20 protein-coding genes are annotated in these 26,222 nt (G+C 71.5%); 14 read left to right on the top strand and 6 right to left on the bottom strand.

Annotated features, from left to right (window positions below; translation table 11 throughout):
• Positions 1-86: 86 nt before the first annotated feature.
• Positions 87-1,199 (bottom strand): winged helix DNA-binding domain-containing protein, encoded by a 1,113-nt coding sequence (locus ADK67_RS33165; protein WP_053720509.1) that lies wholly within the window; start codon positions 1,197-1,199, stop codon positions 87-89.
• A gap of 75 nt (positions 1,200-1,274) precedes the next feature.
• Complete coding sequence (locus tag ADK67_RS33170; protein ID WP_053720510.1) at positions 1,275-1,697, bottom strand: VOC family protein; 423 nt, start codon at positions 1,695-1,697, stop codon at positions 1,275-1,277.
• Positions 1,698-1,813: 116 nt separating this feature from the next.
• Here ADK67_RS33170 and ADK67_RS33175 point away from each other — a divergent pair, with 116 nt between their 5' ends.
• Complete coding sequence (locus ADK67_RS33175; protein ID WP_053720511.1) at positions 1,814-2,770, top strand: helix-turn-helix transcriptional regulator; 957 nt, start codon at positions 1,814-1,816, stop codon at positions 2,768-2,770.
• A gap of 11 nt (positions 2,771-2,781) precedes the next feature.
• Here the strand turns inward: ADK67_RS33175 and ADK67_RS33180 are convergent, their stop codons facing one another.
• Positions 2,782-3,042 carry an alpha/beta hydrolase gene (locus tag ADK67_RS33180; RefSeq protein ID WP_053720512.1) on the bottom strand — a complete coding sequence of 87 codons (261 nt, stop codon included), beginning with the start codon at positions 3,040-3,042 and terminating at the stop codon, positions 2,782-2,784.
• Between the two features lie 20 nt (positions 3,043-3,062).
• Between ADK67_RS33180 and ADK67_RS33185 the strand changes: the two genes are divergently transcribed.
• The 3 genes from ADK67_RS33185 (at position 3,063) to ADK67_RS33195 (ending at position 7,800) form a co-directional block, all read left to right on the top strand.
• A complete protein-coding gene (locus tag ADK67_RS33185; protein ID WP_269436084.1) occupies positions 3,063-5,351 on the top strand; it encodes a choice-of-anchor B family protein in 2,289 nt (762 codons plus the stop codon).
• 67 nt (positions 5,352-5,418) lie between these two features.
• Positions 5,419-6,297, top strand: a complete 879-nt coding sequence (locus ADK67_RS33190) for a hypothetical protein (protein WP_053720541.1) — start codon at positions 5,419-5,421, stop codon at positions 6,295-6,297.
• A gap of 318 nt (positions 6,298-6,615) precedes the next feature.
• Positions 6,616-7,800 (top strand): acyl-CoA dehydrogenase family protein, encoded by a 1,185-nt coding sequence (locus ADK67_RS33195; protein ID WP_053720514.1) that lies wholly within the window; start codon positions 6,616-6,618, stop codon positions 7,798-7,800.
• A 165-nt stretch (positions 7,801-7,965) separates the two neighbouring features.
• Here ADK67_RS33195 and ADK67_RS33200 read toward each other — a convergent pair whose 3' ends face one another.
• On the bottom strand, positions 7,966-9,150 hold the full coding sequence (locus tag ADK67_RS33200; RefSeq protein ID WP_053720515.1) for an acyl-CoA dehydrogenase family protein: 1,185 nt from the start codon (positions 9,148-9,150) through the stop codon (positions 7,966-7,968).
• Between the two features lie 616 nt (positions 9,151-9,766).
• Here ADK67_RS33200 and ADK67_RS33205 point away from each other — a divergent pair.
• Both ADK67_RS33205 and ADK67_RS33210 read left to right on the top strand, forming a co-directional pair.
• Entirely contained in the window at positions 9,767-10,375 is a 609-nt protein-coding gene (locus tag ADK67_RS33205) for a pyridoxamine 5'-phosphate oxidase family protein (protein WP_053720516.1), read from the top strand.
• 150 nt (positions 10,376-10,525) lie between these two features.
• Positions 10,526-11,311, top strand: coding sequence for a DUF899 family protein (locus tag ADK67_RS33210; RefSeq protein ID WP_053720517.1), 786 nt, complete (start codon positions 10,526-10,528; stop codon positions 11,309-11,311).
• Between the two features lie 18 nt (positions 11,312-11,329).
• Here ADK67_RS33210 and ADK67_RS33215 read toward each other — a convergent pair whose 3' ends face one another.
• Together ADK67_RS33215 and ADK67_RS33220 are read right to left on the bottom strand one after the other, a co-directional pair.
• Positions 11,330-12,469 (bottom strand): ARPP-2 domain-containing protein, encoded by a 1,140-nt coding sequence (locus ADK67_RS33215; protein ID WP_053720518.1) that lies wholly within the window; start codon positions 12,467-12,469, stop codon positions 11,330-11,332.
• On the bottom strand, positions 12,466-13,869 hold the full coding sequence (locus ADK67_RS33220; RefSeq protein ID WP_053720519.1) for a hypothetical protein: 1,404 nt from the start codon (positions 13,867-13,869) through the stop codon (positions 12,466-12,468). The genes ADK67_RS33215 and ADK67_RS33220 overlap by 4 nt, the downstream gene beginning before the upstream one ends.
• A gap of 548 nt (positions 13,870-14,417) precedes the next feature.
• Between ADK67_RS33220 and ADK67_RS33225 the strand changes: the two genes are divergently transcribed.
• From ADK67_RS33225 to ADK67_RS33260, 8 genes are all read left to right on the top strand, one after another.
• A complete protein-coding gene (locus tag ADK67_RS33225) occupies positions 14,418-14,846 on the top strand; it encodes an RICIN domain-containing protein (protein WP_053720520.1) in 429 nt (142 codons plus the stop codon).
• Between the two features lie 373 nt (positions 14,847-15,219).
• On the top strand, positions 15,220-18,405 hold the full coding sequence (locus ADK67_RS33230) for a S8 family serine peptidase (RefSeq protein ID WP_053720521.1): 3,186 nt from the start codon (positions 15,220-15,222) through the stop codon (positions 18,403-18,405).
• Positions 18,406-18,581: 176 nt separating this feature from the next.
• Positions 18,582-21,008 carry a protein kinase domain-containing protein gene (locus ADK67_RS33235; RefSeq protein ID WP_231648457.1) on the top strand — a complete coding sequence of 809 codons (2,427 nt, stop codon included), beginning with the start codon at positions 18,582-18,584 and terminating at the stop codon, positions 21,006-21,008.
• A gap of 105 nt (positions 21,009-21,113) precedes the next feature.
• Positions 21,114-22,412 (top strand): DUF4241 domain-containing protein, encoded by a 1,299-nt coding sequence (locus ADK67_RS33240; RefSeq protein ID WP_157621035.1) that lies wholly within the window; start codon positions 21,114-21,116, stop codon positions 22,410-22,412.
• A gap of 138 nt (positions 22,413-22,550) precedes the next feature.
• Positions 22,551-23,546: an ABC transporter ATP-binding protein gene (locus tag ADK67_RS33245; RefSeq protein WP_197289734.1), complete on the top strand. Its 996-nt coding sequence runs from the start codon at positions 22,551-22,553 to the stop codon at positions 23,544-23,546.
• On the top strand, positions 23,543-24,346 hold the full coding sequence (locus ADK67_RS33250; RefSeq protein ID WP_053720524.1) for an ABC transporter permease: 804 nt from the start codon (positions 23,543-23,545) through the stop codon (positions 24,344-24,346). Before ADK67_RS33245 ends, ADK67_RS33250 begins: the two co-directional genes overlap by 4 nt.
• Positions 24,343-25,128, top strand: coding sequence for an ABC-2 family transporter protein (locus ADK67_RS33255; protein ID WP_053720525.1), 786 nt, complete (start codon positions 24,343-24,345; stop codon positions 25,126-25,128). The genes ADK67_RS33250 and ADK67_RS33255 overlap by 4 nt, the downstream gene beginning before the upstream one ends.
• Positions 25,129-25,175: 47 nt before the next feature.
• Positions 25,176-26,198 (top strand): LLM class flavin-dependent oxidoreductase, encoded by a 1,023-nt coding sequence (locus ADK67_RS33260; RefSeq protein WP_053720542.1) that lies wholly within the window; start codon positions 25,176-25,178, stop codon positions 26,196-26,198.
• Positions 26,199-26,222 lie beyond the last annotated feature (24 nt).

The raw sequence follows: 26,222 nt of genomic DNA on the forward strand, positions 1-26,222 counted from the left end.
AAACTCCTCACCGACAGCGGTTGATCATCCGTGTTGCAACGACCACTGGAATCCACCCTGCCTGGAGTGCCCGTAAGGGCCCCATGTCAAATCGAGCCGGACCCGAGCAAGACCACCGGACGAAACTCAACCCCGTCGTCGCCGGACAGGAACAACGCCAATCCCCGCCCCTCCTCCACAACGGCGTCGCGCTCGGCCCGGGACAACTCGCGCAGCGGGGTGACGACCACCGCGCCCGCGTCGACCGTCCACGTGGCAGCGACCCGGCCGTCGACCAGCACGACCCGCGCCCCGGCAACCGACAAACCGCGATGGGCGTGGTCGATGATCCGACCGCGATCGTGGTAACCGAGGATCGCGTTGTCGAACGCGGGCAGGAACCGCACCGGCGCGGGCACGTCGGCGTCGGGACGCGGCGCGTCCGGCAGGTCCAGCAGCTCCCGGCCCTGCTCGTCGCGGAAGGCGACCAACCGCTCGCGGATTCCCGCCACCGCACCCGGCAGACCGGTGAGACCGCACCATCCACGCAGATCCGCCACCGTGGCGGGACCGAACGCCGCCAAGTAGCGCAGCACCAACTCCTCCCCCACCGGGTCGGCGCCGTCCGGAGCGGGCGGGTCGATCTCGCGTCCCAGCCACGATTCGAGCAGCACAACCCGCGCGCCCGCCTTCGCGCGCCACAACCCGCGCGGTGGCAGCTGCACCGTCGGCAGGAGGGCGGCGATCGCCATCTCGCCCAGCGCCCGCGGTCCGGCGGCCGGCCAGCGCACGGCGACGGCCCGGCCGACTTCCGGCATCGTGCGGGGCTCGTCGTCGGCCAGCACCGCCCGTGCGGCCGCCGCGAGCTCGTCGAGGTCCACCCCCTCGAACTCGCGGCGGTACACGCCGAGCACCCGTTGACGCAGCATGGCGGCGTGCCGGGCGCGCCACGCCAGCGCGTCGTCGGCCGTGACGAGGTGGACGGTGCGGCGCATGAGGTGGGTCCGCACCACGTGCCGCCCGGTCACCAGGTCGTCGAGCGCGGCCGGGTCGAAGGCGCGCAGCCGTGACCACAAGCCGACGAACGGCTCCTGCGGTTCCTGCGCCTGCATGCCGCACAGGTGCGCCACGGCGTCGTGCACCGGCACGTCGGCGCGATCGAGCAGCAACTGCCGGGCGAGCGTCGCGCGGTTGAGCGCCCTGGCGTCCAGCACCGTCATGCCGCCGTCCGTTCGTCGTGTCCTGTCACGTGCTCGGCACGGGTGGGCGGGAGTGTGCCCGCCCACCCGCAGCGGCTACCCGTTGTATTCGCTGACCACGTCGACGACCCACACGACGCCGAACCGGTCGCGCAGCATCCCGTAGGCCGGAGCCCAGCCCGCCGGGCCCATCGGGACCACCACGGTCGCACCGTCGGACAGCCGCTCCCAGTACGCGGTGACCTCTTCTACGGTCTCGCCGCGCACGGAGACGAAGAACGAGTTCTCGCCCTGGTCGTAGCCCAGCCGCGAGGGCACGTCGTAGGCCATCACGTGGAAGCCGTTCTCCGCGAGCACCTGGCCCCACATCACCTGGTCGGCCGCGGACTCCTCCTGGACGTTCCCGGCGTCCTGGTACGTGACGACGGCGAGGTGGCCGCCGAACACGGTTCGGTAGAACTCCAGCGCCGCGCGGGCGTCACCGCGGAAGTTCAGGTGGGTGGTGGTCGTGACGGACAAGGCCGCTCCTCGATGTCTTGGCGCCTGGGTCTTGGTGCCTGGTGTCTTGGCGCAAGACCACAGTCGCAGGGGTAGTGGCCAGGTTGTGTCCTCTTCTGTCCGGCAGAATGAGGACCATGCCGAAGACGTCAGCACGACTGCTGTCACTGCTGTCGCTGCTGCAGGCGCGGCGCGACTGGCCGGGAGCGCTGCTGGCCGAGCGGTTGCGGGTCAGCCCGCGCACGGTGCGCCGTGACGTCGACCGGCTGCGCGAGCTGGGCTACCCCATCGTGACCGCCAAGGGCCCGGACGGCGGCTACCGGCTCGGCGCCGGCACGCAACTGCCCCCGCTCCTGTTCGACGACGAGCAGGCCGTCGCGCTGTCCGTGGCGCTGCGGATCGCCACCACCACCGGCGCCGGCATCGAGGAGGCCGCGGCACGGGCGCTGAACACCGTCCGGCAGGTCATGCCCGCACGGCTGCGCCACCGCATCGACACCTTCCAGGTCACCGCGGTCGAACGCGCCGCCGCGCCGCGCGTCGACAGTGGCGTGCTGATGGCGATCAGCGCCGTCGTCCACGCCCGCGAGGTGCTGCGCTTCGACTACGCCACCCCGTCGACGACCGACTCCCCACCACGCCGGGTCGAACCGCACCACCTCGTCACCAGGGGCGGCCGCTGGTACCTGGTCGCCTGGGACCTCGACCGCGCCGACTGGCGCACGTTCCGCGCCGACCGGATCACCCCGCGCACGCCCACCGGCCCCCGCTTCGCCCCGCGTGACCTGCCCGCCGAGGACGTGGCCGCCTTCGTCGCCGCCAGGTTCTCCGGTTCCGACGGCTCGGGCGGCTGGCCCTGCCTCGGCGAGGTGATCCTCGACCTCCCGGCCGCCGACGTGTCACCGTTCGTCCACGACGGGGTGGTCGAAGAACTCACCCCGAACCGCTGCCGCCTCACGCTGGGCTCGTGGTCGTGGCCCGCCCTGGCCGGCGCCATCGGCCGGTTCGACGCCGACATCGAGGTCGTCGGGCCGACCGAGCTGAAGGACGCCTTCGCCCTCCTGGCCCGCCGCTACGCCAAGGCGGCGACCTGAACCGCCGTCGCCTACAGGTTGCTCCCGAAGAAACCGGCCGGCTTCGTGATCGCCGCGCCGACGTGGGGCTCCTGGTCGTAGAGGTCGACGTGGGTCGCGCCCTCGACCCAGTGCAGCTCCTTCGGCCCGCGAGCCCGCTGGAACGCCTCCACGGCCATCCAGGACGTCACCGCCTCGCGCCCGGCGACCACGAGCAGCGGGCGCGGCGCGATCCGGTCGACGGCGTGGAACGCGTCGAACGACGCCAGGTGGTCGATGCTCGCCCAGGGCACTGCGGCAGCTGCTCGACGGGATGCACGACGTCCCCGCCGTGGTCCTCAACCGCCGCATGGACGTGCTGGCCTGGTACCGCGGCGCGGCCACCCTCCTGACCGATTTCGCCGCGCTGCCCGTGTCCGAGCGCAACCTGATCCGGCTCACCTTCCTCGACGACGCCTATCGCGCCCTCTACGCGGACTGGCCGCGCGCGGCCCGCGAGTGCGTCGCGGTGCTGCGGATGGAGGCCGGGCGCACCCCCGGCGACCGGGTCCTGGCCGCGCTGATCGGCGAGCTGAGCGTCCGCGACGCGGACTTCCGCAAGTGGTGGGCGAGCCACCAGGTGCGCGGCCCCCGCCAACCGAGGAAGCGCTGCGCTTCCTGCTCCAGTGGGCCGACGGCGCGCGCACCACAGCCGACCGCTGAGCCCGCACGCCGCCGCCACTGCCACTGCCACTGCCGCGAAACCCCCGATCACCGGCCGTACTGCCCTCGGCCCGGAACCGGCGTCGGCGACACGCCCGTCGAGCCGCCGTGCCGGAGTGCCGGAGTGCCGGAGTGCCGACGATCGGGGGGTTATCGGCGCGCGCCACCATCTCTAGCTTCGGAGGTGATCGGAAAACCCTGCTCCCGGCCGCGTCCGCGGTCCGGGATTTCCGGGAGGAGTGCGACTCCGATGAAGATCCTGCGCATGACGGGGCTGGCGGTGCTCATCGCCTCCATGGTCGCGTTATCGATGACGGCGGCCTCCGCGCACGACCCCGACACCCCTGAAGGACAGGCCGCGGTCCGGGCCTTCCTCACCGACCACCTCCCGGCCGAGCGGCACGCGGTGGTCGGCACGGCGGCCGGCGTGCCGTGCGTGAACGGCAAGGCCGACATCTACCCCTGCAAGAACGTCGACCTGCTCAGCGTGCTGCCGCTCGCCTCCATCGGCGGCGGCAACGGCAACGACATCTGGGGCTGGACCGACCCGTCCTCCGGCAAGGAGTACGCCGTCGTCGGCCGCACCAACGGCACCGCGTTCGTCGACGTGAGCACGCCCACCTCGCCCAAGTACCTCGGCAACCTGCCGTCCAACGGCGGCAGCAGCAGTTGGCGGGACATGAAGGTGTACCGCGACCACGCGTTCATCGTGGCCGACGCCATCAGCGGCCACGGGATGCAGGTGTTCGACCTGACCAGGCTCCGCACCGTCACGACGCCGCAGACGTTCACCGCGGACGCGCTGTACAAGGGCTTCGGCCCGGCGCACAACATCGCCATCAACGAGGAGACCGGCTTCGCCTACGCGATCGGCTCCAACACGTGCCGCGGCGGGCCGCACATCGTCGACATCCGCACGCCGAAGTCGCCGACCCAGGCCGGGTGCGTGTCCCAGGACGGCTACACCCACGACACCCAGTGCGTCGTCTACCGCGGTCCGGACCAGGCGCACCGCGGCAAGGAGATCTGCTTCAACTCCAACGAGGACACGCTGACCATCGTCGACGTGACCACGAAGTCCGCGCCGGTGCAGATCGCCCGCGCCGCCTACTCCGGCGCGCAGTACTCGCACCAGGGCTGGCTGACCGAGGACCAGCGGTACTTCCTGCTGGACGACGAGCTGGACGAGCCGCGCGGCACGGACAAGCGCACCAAGACCTACATCTGGGACCTGGCGAAGCTGTCCTCCCCCGTGCACACCGGCACCTACAACTCGCCGGCCACCGCGATCGACCACAACCAGTACATCAAGGGCGGGTACTCCTACCAGGCCAACTACCAGGCGGGCTTGCGCATCCTGGACGTCCGCGACGTCGCCTCGGCGAAGCTGACCGAGGCCGGGTACTTCGACATCTACCCGGCCTCCGACACGGCGCGGTTCAACGGCGCGTGGAGCAACTACCCGTACTTCGCCAGCGGCATCGTCCTGGTCAACGGCATCGAGCAGGGGCTGGTCGTGGTCAAGCCGAACCTCGGCGCCGTCGAGCCGCCGCCGGTGGGGAAGTTCGAGAACACCGCCGACGTCGCCATCCCCGACGCCGGAGCCGCGGTGACGTCCGAGGTGACCGTGACGGGTCTGGCGGGCAACGCGCCCGCGAGCCTGGTGGTCGACGTCGACATCAAGCACACCTACCGCGGCGACCTGACCGTCGACCTCGTCGCGCCGGACGGGTCGGTGTTCCGGTTGCAGGGCGCCGGCTCGGACTCGGCCGACAACATCCTCGCCTCCTACCCGGTGAACGCTTCGGCGGAGGCGGCGAACGGCACCTGGAAGTTGCGGGTGCAGGACCTCTACAGCGCCGACACCGGCTACATCGACGCCTGGAGCCTCCGGTTCTGACGTGACCCCCGTGCGCGGCACGCAGCCGCGCACGGGGCCGCCGCCCCGCCGGACGTGAGGAGTGACGATGCGCGAGCTGCGCTTCACCGACTGGGTGTTCGTCGTCCTGGCCGTCGCGATCGTGGCGGCCGGCGCGCTGGCGTTGTTCCGGTCACCGCCCGGCCCCGCCCATTCGGCGCACCAGCTCGCCGCGCCCGCCGACCTGGCGCCCGCCGCGCACAGCGACGGCCTGTCGGAGGCCGAGAGCGGCTACCGGTTCGAGCGGGTCACCGTGCCCTCCACCCGCGGCCCGGCCGTGCCGGTCGCGTTCCGCATCCTCGGGCCGGACGGCCGGCCGCACACCCGCTTCCTGGACAACCAGACCAAGCAGCTGCACTTCTTCGTCGTCCGCGACGACATGCACGTCTTCCAGCACCTGCACCCGACCCTGGTCGGCGACACGTGGCACGTCGACGTCCGGCTGGACGACGGCGGCGCGTACCGCATGTTCGCCGAGTTCGTCCCGCTCGACACCCGGGACCCCCGGCACCCGGTGGTGCTCGGCGTCCCGTTCAGCGTGCCCGGTGACACCACCCTGGTCCCGGTGCCCGCGCCCGCCGCCGAAGCGGTGACCGCCACCGGGTTCACCGTCACGCGGGTGGACGAGCCCGACCAGCCCGCCCCGCTGCGCCCGCAGCGGCTGCGCTTCGCCATCCGCGCCCCGGACGGCTCCCCGGTCCGCGCGCTCGACCCGCACCTGGGCGCCTACGGCCACATGACCGGCTTCCACACGATGCTGCTGTCTGCCACCCACCTGCACCCGGTCGAGCCCCTGGGCGTGCCGCTGGTCGACGGCGAGCTGACGTTCCAGGCCACGTTCGCCGACCGCGGCGAGTACCGGCTGTTCCTGGAGTTCGCCCACGGCGGCGCCGTGCACACCGCGGCGGTCACGGTCGCCGTCGCCTGACCTCATTTCACGCGTATTTCGCCGCCGCGCCGCACGGCCCGAAATACGGCCGACGGGCGGTGGTCAGGCCGGTCGCTCAGTGCCATTGTCACGGGCGCGGGCGAACCCATTCGTGACCGATAGTGTTCCCCACTGCCCCGGTTCTCCTCATCGGCGTACCGAGCCCGGACCACCGGTTACCGCGCGTGGCAAAATATTCCATTCGACGCCGATAGTTCCCGGCCGAAGGCCACGAGGCAATCTAGAAGAAGCACCCGTAGGATCTTTCCCGGAACTCTGGTCAGTAGACTCTGAAAAAAACTCCATTAAGGAGCGGACATGTCGACTTTAGTCGTCCCGTCCCGAGAAGAACTGGTGCACCGAGTTTCCGAGATAGCGCCGGTGCTCCGGGCAAATGCCGAATGGTCGGTGCAGAACCGACGGCTGCACGAGGACACCGTCAAAGCCCTGACCGACACCGGCGTGTTCCGGATGCGCATTCCCAAGCGGTACGGCGGGTACGAGAGCGACGCGCGGGCCATGGTGGCCGTGTCGGACGCGATCGCCCAGGCCGACGGTTCCGCGGCGTGGGTGGTGGCCTGTTCCTGGGTCGCCACCTGGGGCCTCGGGCTGTACCCCGACGCGCTCCAGGACGAGGTGTTCGCCGATCCGGACGTGCAGGTCTGCACGACCATCGGACCGGGCACCGCGACGGCCGTCCCCGTGGACGGCGGCATCGTGGTGAACGGCTCGTGGCCCTCCATCAGCGGCGCCCTGAGCAGCAAGTACCAGCAGGTCGGCGCCATCTTCCTCAACCCGGACGGTGACCCGTACCCCGTGATGGGCCCGGTGCTGATGTCGGAGCTGGAGATCACCGACAACTGGCACACCAACGGCTTCCGCGGCACCGGCAGCGTCGGCACGACCGCGAAGGACGTCTTCATCCCGCAGGACCGCATCCTCCCCGCGCCGGCGATCCTCACCGGCCAGTCGGCCTCGAAGGCCAACGCCGACACGCCGATGTACCGGGTCCCGTTCATCTCCGTGGGCACGGCGTCCACGGTCGGCGTGGTCACGGGCATGGCGAAGGCGATCCGGGACAGCTTCTTCGAGCGGCTGCCCGGCCGGAAGGTCACCTACACCAACTACGCGAGCCAGGCCGAGGCGCCGGTGACCCACCTGCGGATCGCCGAGGCCATGATGAAGATCGACGAGGCGGAGTTCCACGCGCAGCGGCTGGCCGCGACGGTGGACGCCAAGGCCGCGTCCGGTGAGCCGTTGGACCTGGCGGAACGCGGTCGGATCCGGGCGGACGAGGGCGCCGCCGTGAAGCTGTCCAAGGAGGCGGCGGAGATCTTCGCCGGGTCCAGCGGCGGTTCCTCGGCCTACACCAGCGTGCCGATCCAGCGGTTCGTCAACGACCTGAACGCCGTCGCCCTCCACGCGTTGATGGCGCCGGACGTGAACGCCGAGATCTACGGCCGGATCCTCTGCGGCCTCGAACCCAACACCTATTACATCTGATCGGCGCCCCAGCGCCCCGGAACGCCGTCGGCCCGCCACTTGCGCAAGTGGCGGGCCGACGGCGTGTGCGCGCGAAAAACTGACAGACCGCAGCGCGAAAAAACCTTGGGTGCCTCCTGAGATCGGAGGCGCCCAAGGTCGGAAACGGGTGATGCGACGCGATCGTCACAGGAAGTCGGTGTTCGGCTCCAAACCGAGCTTCACGCGGCCGAGGGTTTCCAGGTTCGTCTTCGGGTACATGATCGCGTGGCGCTGGAGCACGCCGATGTCCCGCTGGATCCGCTGGAGCGGGACGTGCGAGTAGATCGACGAGGCGCCGGCGCCGTCCGCGAGGAGGTCCACCGCCTGCTTGGCCCGGCCGACGGCCGCGCCCGCGTCCATGCGCGCGACGGCCTTCTCCTCGACGGTCCACGCCTCACCGGACGCGGACTTGGCCTCCAGCAGGTCGACCACGCGGTAGAGGTGGAACTCGGCCTCGCTGATGAGCTGGATGGCCTCACCCAGCTGCAGGTGCGTGACCGGCGCCTCGCTCTGGCGGTCGTAGTGGGTGTAGGTGATCTTCCGGTTCGGCACCCGCTCGAGGAAGTTCTCCAGCGCGGCACGCGCCATGCCGATCGCCGGCGCGGCGGCGACCGCGATCGCCATCTGCATGAACGGGACCCGCCAGGCCTGGTACTCCGCGTTGAGCTTCGTCTCCAGCTTGCCCTCGAGCGCCATCGGGAGCACCCGCACCAGCCAGCCCTCGGGGACGAAGAGGTCCTTCGCGGCGGTCGACCGGCTGCCGGTGCCGCGCAGGCCCGCGGTGTGCCAGTCGTCGGTGACGATCAGGTCCGCCAGTCGGACGACGGCGAGCGCCGGCTCACCCGTGCCGTCCGGGTTCTTCAGCACGGCGAAGTGGGCGACCCACGTCGCGTGCGGCGAGCCGGTCTGGAAGTGCCAGTTGCCGTTCAGGAGGTAGCCGCCCTCGGTCGGCTCGGCGAAGCCGCTCAGCTCGACGGACCCGCAGAACCGGACGTCCGGGTCCGCCCAGATCTCGTCCTGGGCCGCGTCGGGGACCAGTGAGGACAGCCAGGAAGCCATCGTGAACGAGACGCACGTCCAGCCGACGGAGCCGTCCCCGCGGGCGAGTTCCGCGATCACGTCGACCACGGTGCGCATGTCCGGCACGCTGCCGCCGTACCGCGCCGGGATCCGCATCTTCAGCAGCTCGTTCTCGGTCAACGCGTCCAGGACGTCCGGGTGCAGTTCCCGGTGCTCCTCGTGCCACCCGGCGTGCTTCCGGATCATTTCCACCAGGCCCGTCGCCCGGCTGACGAGGTCGGGCCTCGACTGGGACATGATCAAACTCATTCTGCACTGCTCCTCGATGCGATGGAGGGATGCGAGAAATGGACTCTCCGCGGGGCCGCGCGGCCCCCGGCGGGTATCAGCCACCCGGCCCGGACGGGCGTCGCATTCACCGGTTGGAATTACCACTCCGGTTGGAATTACCGACCCGTCCGGACTCAGGACAGGTTGCGACATCGACCTGAAAGAGTCAGCTGTCACCTCTCTCCAGGCTAGTGCGGTCACGAACGGCGCCACCTCTCCGAAATTGCTTCGTGCCAAAGCGCGGGCACCTGCCGATATCTGCCGCCGGGGCACGTTGAAAGAAGACCGCGCGCAGCGGCCGTGGCAAAGTCGCCTGCGGGTGCGCAGAACGGCCGACATGCTTCGCAGCAGAGCCTGTGCCATGTCGCCGAACCGACGCGAACGCCGTTGCGGCGTCCGAGGTGACGAAGGGCCCGCGATGAGTCGGACGAGAACGCCACGCGCGAGCCCGAATCATCCCGCACTATTCCGGGCGACCGGGAAATAGCCGGCCCGAACCTCTCGCATCCTTTCCGTCACCTACTCGCCCACTTCTCACACGGCTGGAGCAGCGCGGTACCCGTCGTGGTCACCCGCTGCACAGAAGGGACAACCCGTGGAATACCGCGAAATCGTCGACATGGTGAACACCGATCCGGTGATACAGACCCTCATGGCGGAGCCGATCCCGATTCGACTCGCCTACCTCGGCCTGGACGGCTTTCCCCGTTCGGTCCCGATCAACCACGTCTGGAACGGGCAGGCGTTCCTCTTCGCCACCCCGAACCTGGCCTACAAGGTCAAGGCGATCACCGCGAACCCGCAGGTCGCCTTCACCCTCGACGTCGGCGCCGGCCGGCCGGGGCGCGAGACCCGCGCCAAGGTCTCGGCGTTGATCGGCCCGCCGCCGGCGGCGTTCGACTTCGCGCCGATCGCCATCCACGGGCGCGGGCTCGCCACCGTCGAGCTGACGCCGGGCGTGCCGCAGGAGCACATCGACGCGTCCCGGCGGATGATCGGCGACGACGAGAAGTGGGAGGAGTGGGCGCGCGTCAGGCGCGCGGAGACCAGCGGCATGGCGCTGATCACGATCGTGCCGACCCACCTCGTCGTGGTCGACTTCGTCACGCGGTTCCCACCGCCGTCCGAGGTCAACGTCACCGCGTTCGGCGCGGACCAGCTCGACGAGTCGACGGGTCGGGTGAACGTCGCCGGGCGGGCGTAGGCCCGTGATGGGCGGGACGGCGCGGTCTCGCGGCGGTGGTCCGCGGCGCCGTCCCACCCCTATACTCCACGCCGTACTGCGAACACGGAGTGTCACCACGCCTCGTTGACGTTCGGGTCCTCGAACCCCGGGACAACCAGAGGAACACTCATGAGCGAGGAGCCACTGCGCCTCGGCTGGCCGACGTTCGGCCACGAAACACCGGCCCTGCCCGAGGTCGTCGACCGGTCCACGTTCCAGGCCGAGCTAAACGAGCTGCGCGCCCGGGAGAAGGCGCACACCCGGGAAGCCGTGGCGATCGCCGCGGCGCGCCGGCGGCTCCCGATGGTCGAGGTGGCCGCGGACACCGAGCTGATCGGGCCCGACGGGCCGGTCACGCTGCTCGACGCGTTCGAGGGACGGCCGCAGCTCGTCACCTACTACTTCATGTGGTACCCCGGCAAGCCCGCTGACCAGCAGTGCGAGGGCTGCACCTGGAACAACACCCAGATCTCGGAGCTGTCCTACCTGCACTCCCGCGGCATCACCTACGCGGTCCTCTGCCAGGGACCGTTCGACGAGAGCTACCGCTACCGGGAGTTCATGGGCTGGCAGATGCCGTGGTACTCGGCGCAGGGTTCCCTCGACACGTTGCTCGCCGGGAAGCAGATCGGCCTGATGCACATCGTGTGCTACGTGCGGGACGGCGACCGGGTCTTCGAGACGTACTGGACGAGCCGCCGCGGCGTCGAGGTGCTGGACTACAGCTACGGGCTCATGGACCTCACCGTGTGGGGACGCCAGGAGCCGCAGGAGGAATCGCCGCCCGGCTGGCCGCAGCAGTGGGGAGCCGGGGTCGGCGTCTCCGGCCACGTCACGCGGTTCGACGGACGCCCCATCGCCCAGTGGTCGCGCGTCGAAGCCGGCCGCTCCGACGACCTCACCGCCGACCCCTGATCCGGGCCTTCCCGGCGGTCACGCCGCGCGGTAGCGGGCCCGGACGTCCTCGCGGAGCAGTGCGCCGAGACCCACTCTCTGCAGGCGCGCGTCCAGCTGCCGCACGGTGATCCCCAGGGCGGTCGCGGTGGTCGCCAGGTGCCAGTCGTGGGCTGCCAGCTTGCTCAGCAGGTAGCCCCGGCGGGTCTGGGCCTCCGAGAGGCGGAAGGTCTTCAGGTACGCCGTGCGGCCGTCGCGGTCGGTGATCAGTTCGCCGATGTGGTTCTCCTCCTTGAGCCGGAACGTCGGCAGGAAGCGGGACAGGGTGTAGTCGCCCATCCGGTACACGCGGCGCGCCGAGTAGGTCTCGCCCAGCAGCGCCTCGGCCATCGTCAGGTCGTGGAAACGGGCCCACTCCGCCTGTTCCCGGGCCGCCGCCGCACGCAGGTCGGCCAACGAGGCCACGTCGTCGGTCAGCCGCACGTCGAACCGGGGCGCGGCCGCCCTCATGGTCGCGTACTGGTGGACCAGTTCGCCGTACATGTCCTGCACGAGCGTGGCGTGCAGCGCCCGGTAGTCGTCCGGGTGCGGCACGACGAACGCCGCGGCCAACGCGTCGGCCACGTACACCAGCACACCGCACTGGCTCGGGTGGATCTCGAAGTGCTTCAACGCGTCCACCAGGCCCTCGACCTCGGCGCCCGAGTACGCCTCCTCCACGCGTGGCGACAGGCCGTGGCGGATCGCGTGCTCCGACCACTCGTCCCACACGATCAAGGGGCCGCCGAAGTGCAGCGCCAGGTACCCCTCGACGGCGATGTGCAGGGGCAGGAACCGCAGGCGGTTGCGGTCGACCCGGCGTGCCATCCGGCGGCGGAACCGCAGCTTCATGCCGTGCTCCGGCGGCCCCGCGTCGTCGGCGTCCCGCTTCAACTGGGTGCCGTACGTCGCGACCGGGCTGTCGTCGTCGGTCCACGTGGCCACGAAACCGTGCGGGATGTAGGACACGTAGTGCGTGCGCCGGTCCAGCTCGACCACACCGGGGTCGTCCCGGTAGGCGCGGGCGTGCAGGCGCAGCCCGGTGATCGGCTCGTCCCGCGTCAACGGCACGAGCCGGACACCTCCCCACACCTGCGCCGCACGCGTGGTCAGCCCGGTCAGGTCGAGCTCCACCGTCACCCCTCCTCCAGGAACCGGGACACCCGCTCGTCGAAGTGCGCCCGCAGGTCGGCGAAGGCGGTGCCGCCCTCGATGAACCGGGCGAACTCGACCAGGGCTGGCACGTCCTCCGCGTCGCGCACGCCGACCGTCGGCACCGCCCGCGCGAGCCGCTTCACGTCGAAGTCGGCCGCGTCGTACACCGGGTTGAGGTGCACGGCGGCCACCCGGCGCGCCGGGTCGAGCTTCGCCCGCCACACCCGCAGCACCTCCGCCGCGAGCCCGTACGGCGCGTTGTCCCAGCCGTCGGACACGATCAGCAGCCGGTCCGGCGCGTGCTCCAGCGCGTCGAGCACCCGCTCGCCCAGCGGCGTCATCCCGAACGGGTAGGCCAGCAGGGCGTCGGTGCGACCCGACGTCCACAGCGGGACGTACTCGGCCGCCAACTCCGCCAGCAGGTAGTGGCACGCCAGCGCGACCGCCAACGGGCGACGGCGCTTCTGCGCGGACCCGGACGCCGAGAAGCTGTCGTCCAGCACCGCCGCGACCCGACCCCACCCGCCCGCGGCCCGCCCGGCGGCGCGGACCGCCGCCGCACGCAGCGCGCCGGTCAGCTCGTCACGCCGTTCGGCCCGTTCGGCCACGGGCAGGGACAGCACGTAGGACGCCAGGCGCGTCAACGGCATCTGCCCGAGGTCGACCGCCACCGCGGCGTTGCCCCGCCGTGCGGACTCCTGCACCCGGAGCCGTTCCAGCCTGGTCATCCGGGGCTCGATGCGCTTGAGGAACGTCGCCCGGTCGATCCCGTGCTTCGCGGCGAACCCCTCGGCCACCGTGTACGGCAGCCCGTACACCGACGCCTTCTCGTAGTGCGCCCGCCGCCACGTCTCCAGCAGCGGCGTGTCGTACCGGCGGTGGTCGCGGGTCGTGAAGAGGAACGGGCCCAGTTCGCCGTCCGGCGCGACGTGCGCGTGTCGCAGCGCCCGCTTCAGACCGGTGCGGTACTTCACGGCGTCGAACGCCGGGTCGGGCCGACCCGCGACCCACTCGCGGATGATCGCGCGGGTGCGCCGGTTGTTCACCTTCGCCCGGCGCAACGCGCGGAACAGGTCGTACACGCGCTGCGGCGGCAGCACGCGCAGCCGTCGTGCGATCAGCGCGCCCTCGACCCGTCGTTGGCCGGCGGTGGCGTCGCCGGTGGTCTCCAGCAGCTTGCGGACGATCAGCGCGGCGTTGTGGTCGTTGATGTCCAGCGCGAGGGCCGCGGCGTACAGGTCGCGGTAGTTGCCGATCACGTAGTCGTGCAGGAAGTCCAGCGACAGCCGCTGCTCGTCCGCCCCGCCGTGGAACTCGCGCTGCGACGTGGACGTCGTGGCAGCGTTGATGAACAGCAGCATGTCGTCGGCGGCGATGGCGTCCATGCGTCAACACTCCGGGGAAGTCGGGGCCGGCCGGGGAATGGGGGCACGATCAGCGAATCATCGCTTCAGAGGCGGGTTCCGGAAGTCGCACCGAAGTCCCGCGGCCGGCCGGCGAACTGTAGCAACCACGTGGCCCGTTCCGCGCCGGATATCGCGTAACGGGCACGTGCGGACGCGGGTCCGGGTGGCGGGCACGGCGTGGGACGTGCCCCGGCGGCCGACAGGTGACGATCGGACGACTGCGTGAGCACCCCGCCGCGCACGCCGGATGAGAGCGGAAAGCTCTCCCGTGCACGACTTGTCACCAGGCTCCAGCAAACCCGAGGCGATGGCGGAAGCGCGAGTGACAAAGCGCTTCAACGGAGTGACGACGTGCCGCGAGCCTTTTCGGCCGGAGATCGGCGCGCAACTCTGGAACGCGTCCGACGAGCCGTTCCGGCCGCACCCGAGGTTCTCCGAAATCCACACGAAGGAACTGGACAATGACCGAAACCCGCCGATCCACACCGCAGCGCATAAGCCTCCAGGAGGCGTATCAGGGTGTCGCGGTGCACATCGACCACGCGTACACCGGCCAGCACCTCAACCCTCACGGTTACGCCGGCGGCGAGGGGACGTGCGTCCTCTTCGACGACCACGACGACGCCAACTGGCTCGGCGAGAGTTGGATCCTCGAACCGCAGGACGACGGCACGGTCAAGATCAAGAACAACCAGACGAGCCTGTACCTCGCCGCGTTGTCGAATCCGACGTACCAGCTCTTCAGGGCGGAGGTGCGGTTGCCCGCGACCAACGAGACCCCGCCGCCGGCGGGGCACACGTGGGAGAAGAGGTGGGTGTTGAACCCGGCCGGGTTCGGCGAGGTGTTCACCATCCGCCCGGCCGGTGACCACACGCTGGCGATCTCCCCGCACGCGACCGCTCCGGTCGGGACCCCGGCACCCAGCTGCAGATCCTCAACGAAGGCCCGTACCTGAACCAGCTCTTCACGCTCGTGCGCGCCTGGCCGGACAAGCAGGGCCGTGCCCACGGCGGCGGGCAGAAGCCGGGTGTCGAACAGGACCAGGTCTGACGGGCGCCTTTGCTCGAAGACGTCGACCCCTCGCCGCGAAATACCGCGAAATGATCGCGGGTGGCCATCGTCGCGGCGAGGGATTCGACGAAAAGGCGGGCGGAACCCGTTGACAGATACCTGGTGAAGAGCGACGACCTGGGCGTGCCGACGGACATCCCGCTGCGGTGGGGTGACTGAATCGGCGGAGCGTGCAGCAGAACGGGGGTCTGCCGCGTTTGATCACCAGCCACACATGACGACCGGCGAGGTGTCGTCGTGCCCGACCTGGAGGGCTGATGATCTACAGACGTGCTCTGCTCGCCGCGGTGGTCGCCGCGGGCGTGGTGGTGCCGGTGGTGAACGCGCCCGGCGCTGTCGCGGCGCCCCGCGCGGTCACACCCGAGGGTCCGACGGTGACGTTGCTGACCGGGGACGTGGTCACCGTCGGCGGCCCGGACGGTGCGAAGGTGCGTCCGGCCGAGGGCCGCGAACACCTCACGTTCCACATCCGCACGGACGTGGACGGCGACACCCACGTGATCCCCGAGGACGCGGCGTTCCTGCTGGCACGGGGGAAGCTCGACCCGCGGCTGTTCGACGTCACCGAGCTGGCGCGCACCGGCTACGACGACGCGTCACGGGACCGGCTGCCGCTGATCGTGGAGCACACCGGCGCCACCACGGGCGCGGCGGGCGCCCGCGTCAGCCGCGAGCTGCCGGCCATGGGCGCCGCCGCGGTCTCGGTCGAGCGGTCGCCCGCCTACTGGGCCACCGCCCGGCAGGCCGAGCGGGTCTGGCTCGACGGGCCGGTCCGCGCGAGCCTCGACCAGTCGGTGCCGCGGATCGGCGCGCCGGACGCGTGGGCCGCCGGCCACACCGGGCAGGGCACGACGGTCGCCGTGCTGGACACCGGGATCGACGGCACGCACCCGGACCTGGCGGACGCGGTCGTGGGCGAGCGGAACTTCACCGACAGCGACACCGCCGACGACCGGCAGGGGCACGGCACGCACGTCGCCTCCACCATCACCGGCGACGGCGCGCGGCACCGGGGCGTGGCGCCGGACGCCAAGCTGCTCAACGGGAAGGTCCTGAACGACTACGGCAGCGGCCAGGAGTCCTGGATCATCGCGGGCATGGAGTGGGCCGCGAGCAGCGGCGCCGACGTGGTCAACCTGAGCCTCGGCAGCACCTCGCCGAGCGACGGCACCGACCCGATGTCGCGGGCGCTCGACCGGATCACGGCCGAGACCGGCGTGCTGTTCGTGGTCGCCGCGGGCAACGACGGCCCGACCGCCGGGACGATCGGCAGCCCCGGCGCGGCCGACGCCGCGCTGACCGTCGGCGCGGTCGACCGGGACGACCGGCTCGCCGACTTCTCCGGCCGCGGTCCGCGCCTGCGCGACGGCGCGGTCAAGCCCGAGATCACGGCTCCGGGCGTGGGCATCGTCGCGGCCAAGGCGAAGAACGGCCACATCGGCACCCCGGCCGGTGACGGGTACGTCGCCCTGTCCGGCACGTCGATGGCCACCCCGCACGTGGCGGGCGCCGCCGCCGTCCTCGCCGGGCAGCACCCCGACTGGACCGCGGTACAGCTCAAGGCGGGGCTCGTCGGCAGCGCCCGGCCGAACGACGCGTCGACGGTCGCGGAACAGGGCGCGGGCCGGGTCGACGTCGCCGCCGCCACCACGGCCGCGGTGTCCGCGTCGCCGGCGAGCATCACCAACGGCATCGCCCAATGGCCGCACGACGACGACCAGCCGATCGCGACGACCCTGACCTACACCAACACCGGGGCCGAGCCGGTCACGCTCGACCTCACGACCAGCGGGGCGCCGTTCACGGTCGCGCCCGCCCGGCTGACGGTGCCCGCCGGCGGCCAGGCCGCCGCGACCGTCACGACGGACACGAAAAGCGACTCGGCCGAACGCGTCCACAGTGGACTGGTCACGGCCACCGGCGGCGGGCGGTCGGTGCGCACGCCGATCTCGGTCAACCGCGAACCGGAGAGCTACGACGTGACCCTGAAGTTCGTCGGCTTCGACGGCCTGCCGACCGACCTGTACACGGCGCGGCTCATCGACCTCGCCAACCCCCGGGAGATCCCGCTGTACGACTCGTCCGGCACGGTGCGGATGCGGCTGCCGAAGGGCGAGTACTACTTCGACGCCACCGTCGCGCTCCCGATCCCGGAGCTGCGCGACTTCCGCACCGCCGAGTTCGTCGAGCCGGCGCTGGCCCTGACCCGGGACGTCGAACTCGTCCTCGACGCGCGCGAGGCCAAGCCGGTCGGCTTCGACCTGGACAACCCGAACGCCAAGCCCGGCACCGGGAAGGTCGTGTTCGAGCGCAGGACCGCGTGGGGCGGCATCCGGGTGACGCAGTACCTGATGAGCATCGGCGGTCCCGAGCTCGGCGCGGTGAAACCGGCCACCACCAGCAGCGACGCGTTCACGTTCACCGTGGAGCAGCGCCTGGCCGAGCGGACCGGCGAGTCGTTCACCGGCTCGTCCCTGTACCACGTGCGGCACACGGAGAAGGGCACCGTGCCGCCGACGCTGCGGTGGCGCTACCGGGACCAGCAGTTCGCGAAGGTGCGCTCGGAGCACGCGGTGGCCACGCCCGGCACGACCGGTCTCCGGGAGTGGTTCCTCCCCGTCCGGCTGCCGGGCGTGCTGACCGAGTACTACACGCCGGGCGTGCCGTGGGACGGCGAGTTCACCGAGCTGACCGAGGCGTCGGGCGAGGCGGTGTCGAGCGCGTACCAGGTCGAGCCGAGGAGCTTCCCGCTCGACCGCACGACCGCGGAACGCTGGAACGTCGGCGTCTTCGGCCCGTCGCTGCCGCGCGGCCTGCACACCCCGGCCGACTTCGCCGCCCGCCTCGGCGACCGCTTCAGCTTCTCGCTGTCGCTCGCCGCGGACCAGGGCCGGGGCCGGATGCACTCCGACTTCGGCGCGACGGGCACCACGGCGCTCCTGCGGAACGGCGAGCTGGTCGGTGAGCACCCGTACGGCGGACGCGGCTGGTTCGACGCCGTGCCGGAGCGGGCGCAGTACACCCTGCGCACCACCACGACCCGGCCGGCGGCCCGGCTGTCCACCGCGATCAGCGCCGAGTGGACGTTCACGTCGGAGCACAGCGGCGAGGACCCGGCCGTGCTGCCGCTCCTGGCGGTGCGGTTCGCGCCGAACCTCGACGGCCGGAACGCGGCGCCGGCGGGCCGGGTGTTCACGATCCCGGTGTACGCGCAGCGCAACGGGGGCGGCGCGGTCGGCCGGGTGTCGACGCCGGTCGTCGAGGTGTCGTACGACGACGGCGCGACGTGGCGGCCGGCGGCGGTGCAGCCTGATCGCGACGGCTGGCGGGCGATCGTCGCCCACCCGGTGGGTGCGGCGTTCGTGTCGCTGCGGTCGAGCATCACCGACGCCGGCGGCAACAGCCAGCGCCAGACGATCACCAGGGCGTACGCGCTGAAGTAGGCCGACGGTGGCGGGCCGGCGCCGGTGTCCGGGGACACCGCGCCGGCCGGCCGCCGAACGGGGGCGGTTCGACGTCGGTTCGGCGGATCCACCTTGCGCATCGCGCACGATTTCGCCGGGAAAACGCCAAGTTGCGGCGGGCGGACGAGCGGGTCGCACTAGGGTTGATCATCGTGATGCCCCAGTCGCAGGTGCCCGGGTACAGGGTGGTCGACCTGGTGGGCCGCGGCGGGTTCGCCGTCGTGTACCGGGCCGTGCAGGTGAGCGTGGACCGCGAGGTCGCGATCAAGATCGACAGCCGGATGGTGCTCGACGAGAACGACCGCCGCCGGTTCCTCCGCGAGGCGAGAGCGGCCGGACGGCTGTCCGGGCACCCGAACGTGGTGGACCTCTACGACGCGGGCGTGCTCACCGACGGGCGGCCCTACCTGGTGATGGAGCTGTGCACCGGTGGGTCGTTGCTCGACCGGCTGCGCACCGGGGGCGCGCTGCCGGCGCACGAGGCGTGCGGGATGGCGGTGAAGGTCGCCGACGCGTTGGCCGCCGCCCACGACGCGGGCGTGCTGCACCGGGACATCAAACCGGCCAACATCCTGGTCAACCGGTACGGGGTGTGCGGGCTGGCCGACTTCGGGCTCGCCGCGCTGGCCGAGCCGGGGCGGGAGTCCTCGGCGAGCCTGACCGCGTTGACCCCGGCCTACGCGGCGCCGGAGGCGTTCCGGCAGGAAACGCCCACCGAGCGGGCCGACATCTACGCGCTGGGGGCCACGCTCTACGCGCTGTTATCCGGCCGGCCGCCCCGGTTCCCGCGGTTGGGCGAGCCGAACCTGGCCGAGATCATCCGGCTGCACGACCAGCCGCTGCCGGGCATCAGCGGTGTCCCGGACGAGGTGATGGCGGTGCTGGCCAAGGCGCTGGCGGTCGACCCGGCGCACCGCTACGGCTCAGCGACGGAGTTCCGCGACGCGCTGGCCGCCTTGGACCTCGCACCCGCCCCGCCGGTCGTGTCCGCCGAACCGCCACCGGCCGCCACCACCGTTCCACCTCCCGTCGTTCTCCCCGCCGCCGTCCCTGCCGCAGCCGTCCCGCCCGCCGCTGTCCCGCCCGCCGCCGTCCCGCCTGACACTGGGGACGACAGCGGCGGAGACAGCGTGGCCGAGGACGAGACTCCCGCATCCGAGACAGGCGCGTCCGAGACAGGCGCGTCCGAGGCTCCCGCGTCCGAGACAGCCGAGGACGGCACGGACCCGGAACCCACCACCGTCACCGACACCGGGCCGACGCCCGACACCGCGACCGAGGCAGTGCCCCAGGAAGCCCCGGCCGGCCCGACGAGGTCGTTCGGGTTCGGGCCCAAGCGCGACGAGGCCCTCACCCTGGGTCGGGCCGTCGCACCCGCCGACGCCGATCCCGCCGAAGAGGCGACGACGCACGTCGAGCCCGAGCCCGAGCCGGTGGAGGTGGCCGGCGACAGGCGCGATCGACGGGCCCGACGGCTGGCGGGCAACGCCGGGCGTGGCGCGATCGCCCTGGTCGCGGCCGTGGTGCTGGTGGCCGCCGGCATCACGTGGGTGGTGCTGACCGGCATCGGCGACGACGTGAAGGCGGGCGACGTGCTCAACGTGCCGGGCAGCCCGGACGCGGCCGACGGTGCCACCGACATCCTGCTGGTCGGCAACGACAGCCGCACCGACGCCGAAGGCCGACCGCTGCCGGACGACGTGCTCAAACAGCTGCGCACCGAGCAGAAGTCCGGCGTCTCCACCGACACCCTCGTGCTGATCCGCGTGCCGGACGGAGGCGGCCGTGCCGCCGCGGTGTCCCTCCCGCGCGACATCCGGGTGCCGATCCCGGACGCCCCGGACGGGCCGGTCAACAGCGCGTACGGCGTGGCCAGGCAGCGGGAGGAGACCGCGTTGCGCGGCGCGGGCGTCACCGACGAACGGCGGCTGGCCCGCGAGTCCGACGACGCCGGCCGCAAGGTGCTCGTGCAGGTCGTGCAGCAGCTGACCGGGGTCAGGGTCGACCGGTACGCCGAGCTGAACCTCTACGGCTTCTACCTGATCAGCGAGGTGATCGGGGGCGTGGAGGTGTGCCTGAAGGCGGACGCGGTCGATCCGGGCTCGGGCGCGGACTTCAAGGCGGGGCCGCAGTCGATCTCCGGTGGCGACGCGCTGTCGTTCGTCCGCCAGCGGGGCGGGTTGCCGCGCGGTGAACTCGACCGCATCGCCCGGCAGCAGGCGTTCATGGAGGGGCTGGTGGACAAGGTGCTGTCCAGCGAGACCCTGACCGACCCGGCGACCGTCACCCGGCTCACCGACACGTTGCGGCGCACGGTGGTCATCGACGCGGAGTGGGACATCCTCGACTTCGCCCAGCGGATGCGGGAGTTGGCGGCGGGCAACGTCGAGTTCCTCACCGCGCCGGTGACCGTCACACCGGACGGGACGACCAGCGTCGACCCGGCCGGGCTGCGCGCGTTCGTCGGCGGGCTGGCCGGTGGCGCGCCGACGACTTCGGCGACGGCCGCCGGGGCGGAGCGCTCTTCAGGAACGGTGGTGCCGGTGGGTTTCGTGCGGCGTGCGCCCACGTGCGTCAACTGACGCCGTCCGTCTCCAGTAGGGTCGCGACCCGTGAACCCGTCGGCTCAGGGCGACGAGACGGCCACGCGTCTCAGGCGGAGAACGGTGCTCTTGGGCGGTGCCCTCGTGGTCGTGACGGCAGGCGGGTTCCTGGCGCTGTCGAACGTCCGCAGGCCGCGCGGCACACCTGACCTGGCCAACCTGCCGGTGGCCGACGTCCCCGACCCCACGGACGAGCCGGTCGAGGTCGTCTACTGCGCGGGATGGGACTCCGCCGCGCGTGCCCCGGTGTCGCCGATGGCGGAGTCGGTCGCACGCGCCCAGGACGCCGCTGGCGGCCAGTACGCCGTGGTGCTGCTCGTCGGCGGGGTGGCGCGGGCCGTCGTGGAGGTGTGCTGGGCGGACCACCACGCCGAGCTGTGGCACGTCGACGACGCCGGTCGCCGGTACCGGGGCGTCGCGTACCGGCGTTGGCCGGACGGGCGGTTGCGCCTGTTCGAGGTCCGCAGCTGGAACTACGCCGGGCCGGACACCGCGGAGTTCGACGGCGACGGGCCGACGTTCCGGGCCAGGGTGCGCCGCGACCCGACCGCGGCGATCGGGTCGATCGGCATCACGGCCGTGCAGTCCGACGGCAGCACCCTCCAGACCAAGCGGGACTGGCCGAACTGGCCGGAACGCGCACAGCCGCCGGAGGACGTCGCCACGCCCGCGGTCGACGGCTGGCCCGCGCTCGCCGGGATGACCGGCCCCGCGACCGTCCGCTCCGCCCCCGCGACCGTCCCCACCGACTTCCCGTGGCGCCCACCCCGGCCGCTGCGGCCGCGTCACATCGCCGAGACCGTCACCGAGGGCGCGCGGTTCCGGGCGTCGGACGGCCGTGCCCTGACGATCCAGCGGATCCCCGCCGGCACGATCCGGCTGCCCAGCGGCAAGCTGGTCGTCGCCGACCCCGGCTGGCTCGACGCCGACTCCACCCCGCTGGCCGCCACGGTGCCGCCAGGCGAGTACCGGGTCGACGTCTTCCAGGTGACGGCGAACGAGCCGCGCACCGCCATGACCGCCGCGTGCCGGGTGACCATCACGGACGAGCCCATCACCTCGTGGCACCTGGCGTTGCGCGACGGCGACCACGAACTGGCGCTGGGCGACGGCGAGTTCTTCGGCAACCCGATCGACTCGGCCACCCTCTGCCTGGTCGACCACACGGGCGCGACGGCCTACCAGGAAGCCGAGATCGAGGCCGTCATGAGCAACGCGGACACCTACCGCACCCTGTCCTCGACGACCACCGATCTGATCATCGTGCCGGGCTGGAGCGACGGCGCGAACCCCGTGTGGCTCGGCCGAACCGCGGACGGCGCCCTCGGCTGCTACGTCCTGGACTTCCTCACCCCCGACCTGGCCACCGCCGAACCCGACTGAAGCCCTGCCCTGCCACGGCGATTGCCTGCGGCAGGTTCGGTGGTTACAGTCCTCCACGGCTCCCCAGGGCTGGAGCGCTGAGTGTGGACGTCCGCCGACCCCCTTGCCCTGCGCGGTCGGTGAGGGGTCACCGTGCGCGTGCGATTGTCAGAACCCGTCATCAAGGCGCAAGGCCTGGGGAAGACCTACCAGTTCCACCGGCAGCCGCAGGGACTCGCGGGTGCGGTCCGCGGTCTCTTCCATCGCGAGGCCACGATCGTGCAGGCCGTTCGCGGGCTTGACCTGAGTGTTGGGCGTGGGGAGGTCGTCGGGCTCCTCGGGCCGAACGGAGCAGGCAAGACCACCGTCGTCAAGATGCTGTGCGGGCTCCTCGTGCCGACGACCGGGAGCCTCGAAGTGTGCGGAGAGCGGCCCGCGGATCGCTCGCACACGTTCCTGTCGCGGATTTCCGTGATCTTCGGCCAGAAGGCGATGCTGTGGTGGGACGTGTCCACCCGCGAGTCGCTCAAGATCCACCGGAGCATGTACGGGATCTCCCGTGACGACTTCCGCACGACGGTGGCGCGGCTCGGCGACCTGCTGGGCATCACGGACGTCCTGGACACGCCGGTCCGCCACCTCTCGCTCGGGCAGCGCATGCGCTGCGAGCTGGCCTTGGCCCTGCTCCACCGGCCGACGCTGCTGTTCGCCGACGAACCGACCATCGGGCTGGACGTCCAGGCCAAGGTGACCGTGCGGAACCTCCTGCGTGACATCAACCGCACGTTCGGCACCACGATCGTGCTGACCAGTCACGACATGAACGACGTCGAAGCGCTCACTGACCGCGTGGTCGTCGTCAAGGCCGGTCAGGCGGCCTTCGACGGCAACCTGGCCGCACTGCGCGCTCACGCCGGCATCCCCGCCGAAGTGGTGCTCACCTACCGCGACACGCCGAACCTCCCGCCGGACGTCAGCCGGAAGTCCACAAAGGACGGACCGCGCGGCATCCGGTTGCGCCTCGGGGATCAGCCCGTCCCGGAACTGGTCCACGCGGCGGCGCGGTGGGGCGAACTCGTCGACTTCCGGATCGTCGAAGCCGGGCTCGACGAGGTCATGTCGAAGGTGTTCAGCGAAGGCGGGGAACGTCCGTGACCCGCTCCACCGCCCTCGTGTTCCTCGCCTTGCTGCGCCAGGAAGCGCGGCTGATCGCCCAGTACCGCTGGTGGCTGCCGGCGATGCAGGCGAGCGTCGTGACGGTCCCGCTGATCTCGCTGCTGGTCTGGCGCGGCGCCGTCGCGCACGGCGCGGAGCCGCCCGTCACCCGTGACTACCTGACGACGTACCTGGTCCTCGTCAGCGTGGTCACCACGCTGACGTCGAGCTGGACCGCCAAGTTCCTCGCCGAGAGCATCCGCTCGGGACGCCTGGACGCCTGGCTGGTCCGCCCGTGCTCCACGCACCTCGCCGCCGCGGCCAACAACGTCGCCGAGAAGGTCGCCAAGCTCGCCGTCCTGCTGCCGCTGGTCGTCGTCCTGGCGATCCCGTTCCACGACGACCTCGACCTGCCCGCGCACCCGGGTCGCTGGCTGCTGTTCGCCTGGGCGCTGGCCATGGGCGCCGCGATGACCTTCAGCCTCGACGTCGTCGTCGGCTCACTCGCGTTCTGGTGGCAGGACGTCACCGCCGTGGACCGCTTCCGGCACTTGGCCACGCTCTTCCTGTCGGGCGCGGTCGTGCCGTTGGCGGTCATGCCCGCCGACTGGGGACCGTTCCTCCGGACCCAGCCCTTCGGGTACGTCGTCGCGTTCCCGATCCGGACGCTCCTGGAACCGGACGCCGCCGACCTCCGAGCCGGAGTGGCGGCGCAGGCGGCCTGGGTCGTCCTCGCGCTCGCCGCGGCCCGCGTGGTCTGGGTCCGGGGCCTTCGCCGCTACCACGGAGCGGGCGCGTGAACGGGCGGGTCGTGTTCCTGGTGTGGGTCAAGCTGATCCGCCAGGCGGTGGCGCACGACCTGCAGTTCCGCTCGCAGGCCTGGCTTCACCTGTTGGCGAGCGTGGGAGAACTGGTCGTCGGCATCCTGCCGGTGCTGGTCCTGACCGGGTACGCGGATTACGACCCCGCGATCGCGCAGGCGTCCGCGCTCACCGTCGGCACCTTCGCCGTCACCACGGGCTTGATGGACTGCTTCGTCTCCCTCGGCCTGCGCCGGTTCGACCTCGCCCTCCGCCGGGGCGAACTCGACCTGGCGATCATCAGGCCGGTGCCGACGGTGTTCTACGCGGTGCTGAGGTGGATCGAGCCGACCGAACTCGGCAAGTGCCTGACCGGAATCGCGATCCTCGTCGTCGCCACCCGTGTGTACGACTTGGACGTCCAGCCGCAGGCGGTCGCGTCGATGCTCGTGTGGGCGTTCGTCGGAAGTGTCGCTTACTGCGCGTTCTGGGCCGACTTGGCCTTCCTCGCGTTCTGGGTCCAGTCCATCCAACCGATCAACGACCTGGCCGCCGCGTGGCGCGGTTCCGGCCAGTACCCGCGCCGGTTCTTCCCGCGCGCGTTCCAGGTGATCCTGGTCTCGTTCGCGCCGGCCGCGCTCAGCGGCTCGTACCCCGTCGAGCAACTGCTGGAGCCCACCGCGACCCTGGTCTTCGCGCCGATCGTGCTGATCGCGGCGTGTTCGCTGACCGCGTTCGTCTGGCGGCGCGGGCTCGTCCGGTACGACGGTGCGAGCACGTAGCCGAAGTAGTTGAGGAATCAATTAACCGGGCGATGCGTTCCACGGGCGTGAAGAAGATTGGATTCCTGTCCTTCGGGCACTGGTCCGACGGACCGCACTCGCGGACCACGTCGGCGTCGGACGCGCTGTTGCAGTCCGTCGACCTGGCCGTGGCCGCGGAGGAGCTCGGCGTCGACGGCGCCTACTTCCGGGTGCACCACTTCGCGCGGCAGCTGGCCTCGCCGTTCCCGTTGCTGGCCGCGATCGGCGCCAGGACCGAGCGGATCGAGATCGGCACCGGCGTGATCGACATGCGGTACGAGAACCCGATGTACATGGCCGAGGACGCCGGCGCCGCTGACCTCATCTCCGCGGGCAGGCTCCAGCTCGGCATCTCCCGGGGATCGCCGGAGCAGGTGATCGACGGGTGGCGCTACTTCGGCTACCAGCCCGCCGAGGGCGACACGGAGGCCGACATGGCCCGCAAGCACGCCGAGGTGCTGCTGACCGTGCTGGAGGGCAAGGGTTTCGCCCAGCCGAACCCGCGGCCGATGTTCCCCAACCCGCCGGGGTTGCTGCGCGTCGAGCCGCACTCGCCGGGGCTGCGCGAGCGCATCTGGTGGGGCGCGGGCTCCAACGGCACCGCGGTCTGGGCGGCGGAGCAGGGCATGAACCTGATGAGCTCGACGCTGAAGAACGACGAGGGCGGCGCGCCGTTCCACGTCCAGCAGGCCGAGCAGATCCGGGCGTTCCGCAAGGCGTGGTCGGAGGCCGGGTGGCCGCGCGAGCCGCGCGTCTCCGTCTCCCGCAGCATCTTCGCCCTCACGTCCGAGCTCGACCACGTCTACTTCGGCGACGACGGCGGCGGCACCGACAAGATCGGCTACATCGACGCGAGCACCAGGGCGGTGTTCGGCCGCACCTACGCCGCCGAACCCGACGTCCTGGTCGAGCAGCTGGCCGGGGACGAGGCCATCGCCGAGGCCGACACGCTGCTGCTGACCGTGCCCAACCAGCTCGGCGTCGACTACAACGCGCACCTGCTCGACAACATCGTCACCCACGTCGCCCCCGCCCTCGGCTGGCGCTGACCCGCGGAAATCCAATCGTCCGGA

Source organism: Saccharothrix sp. NRRL B-16348 (assembly GCF_001280085.1).
Lineage (GTDB): Bacteria > Actinomycetota > Actinomycetes > Mycobacteriales > Pseudonocardiaceae > Actinosynnema.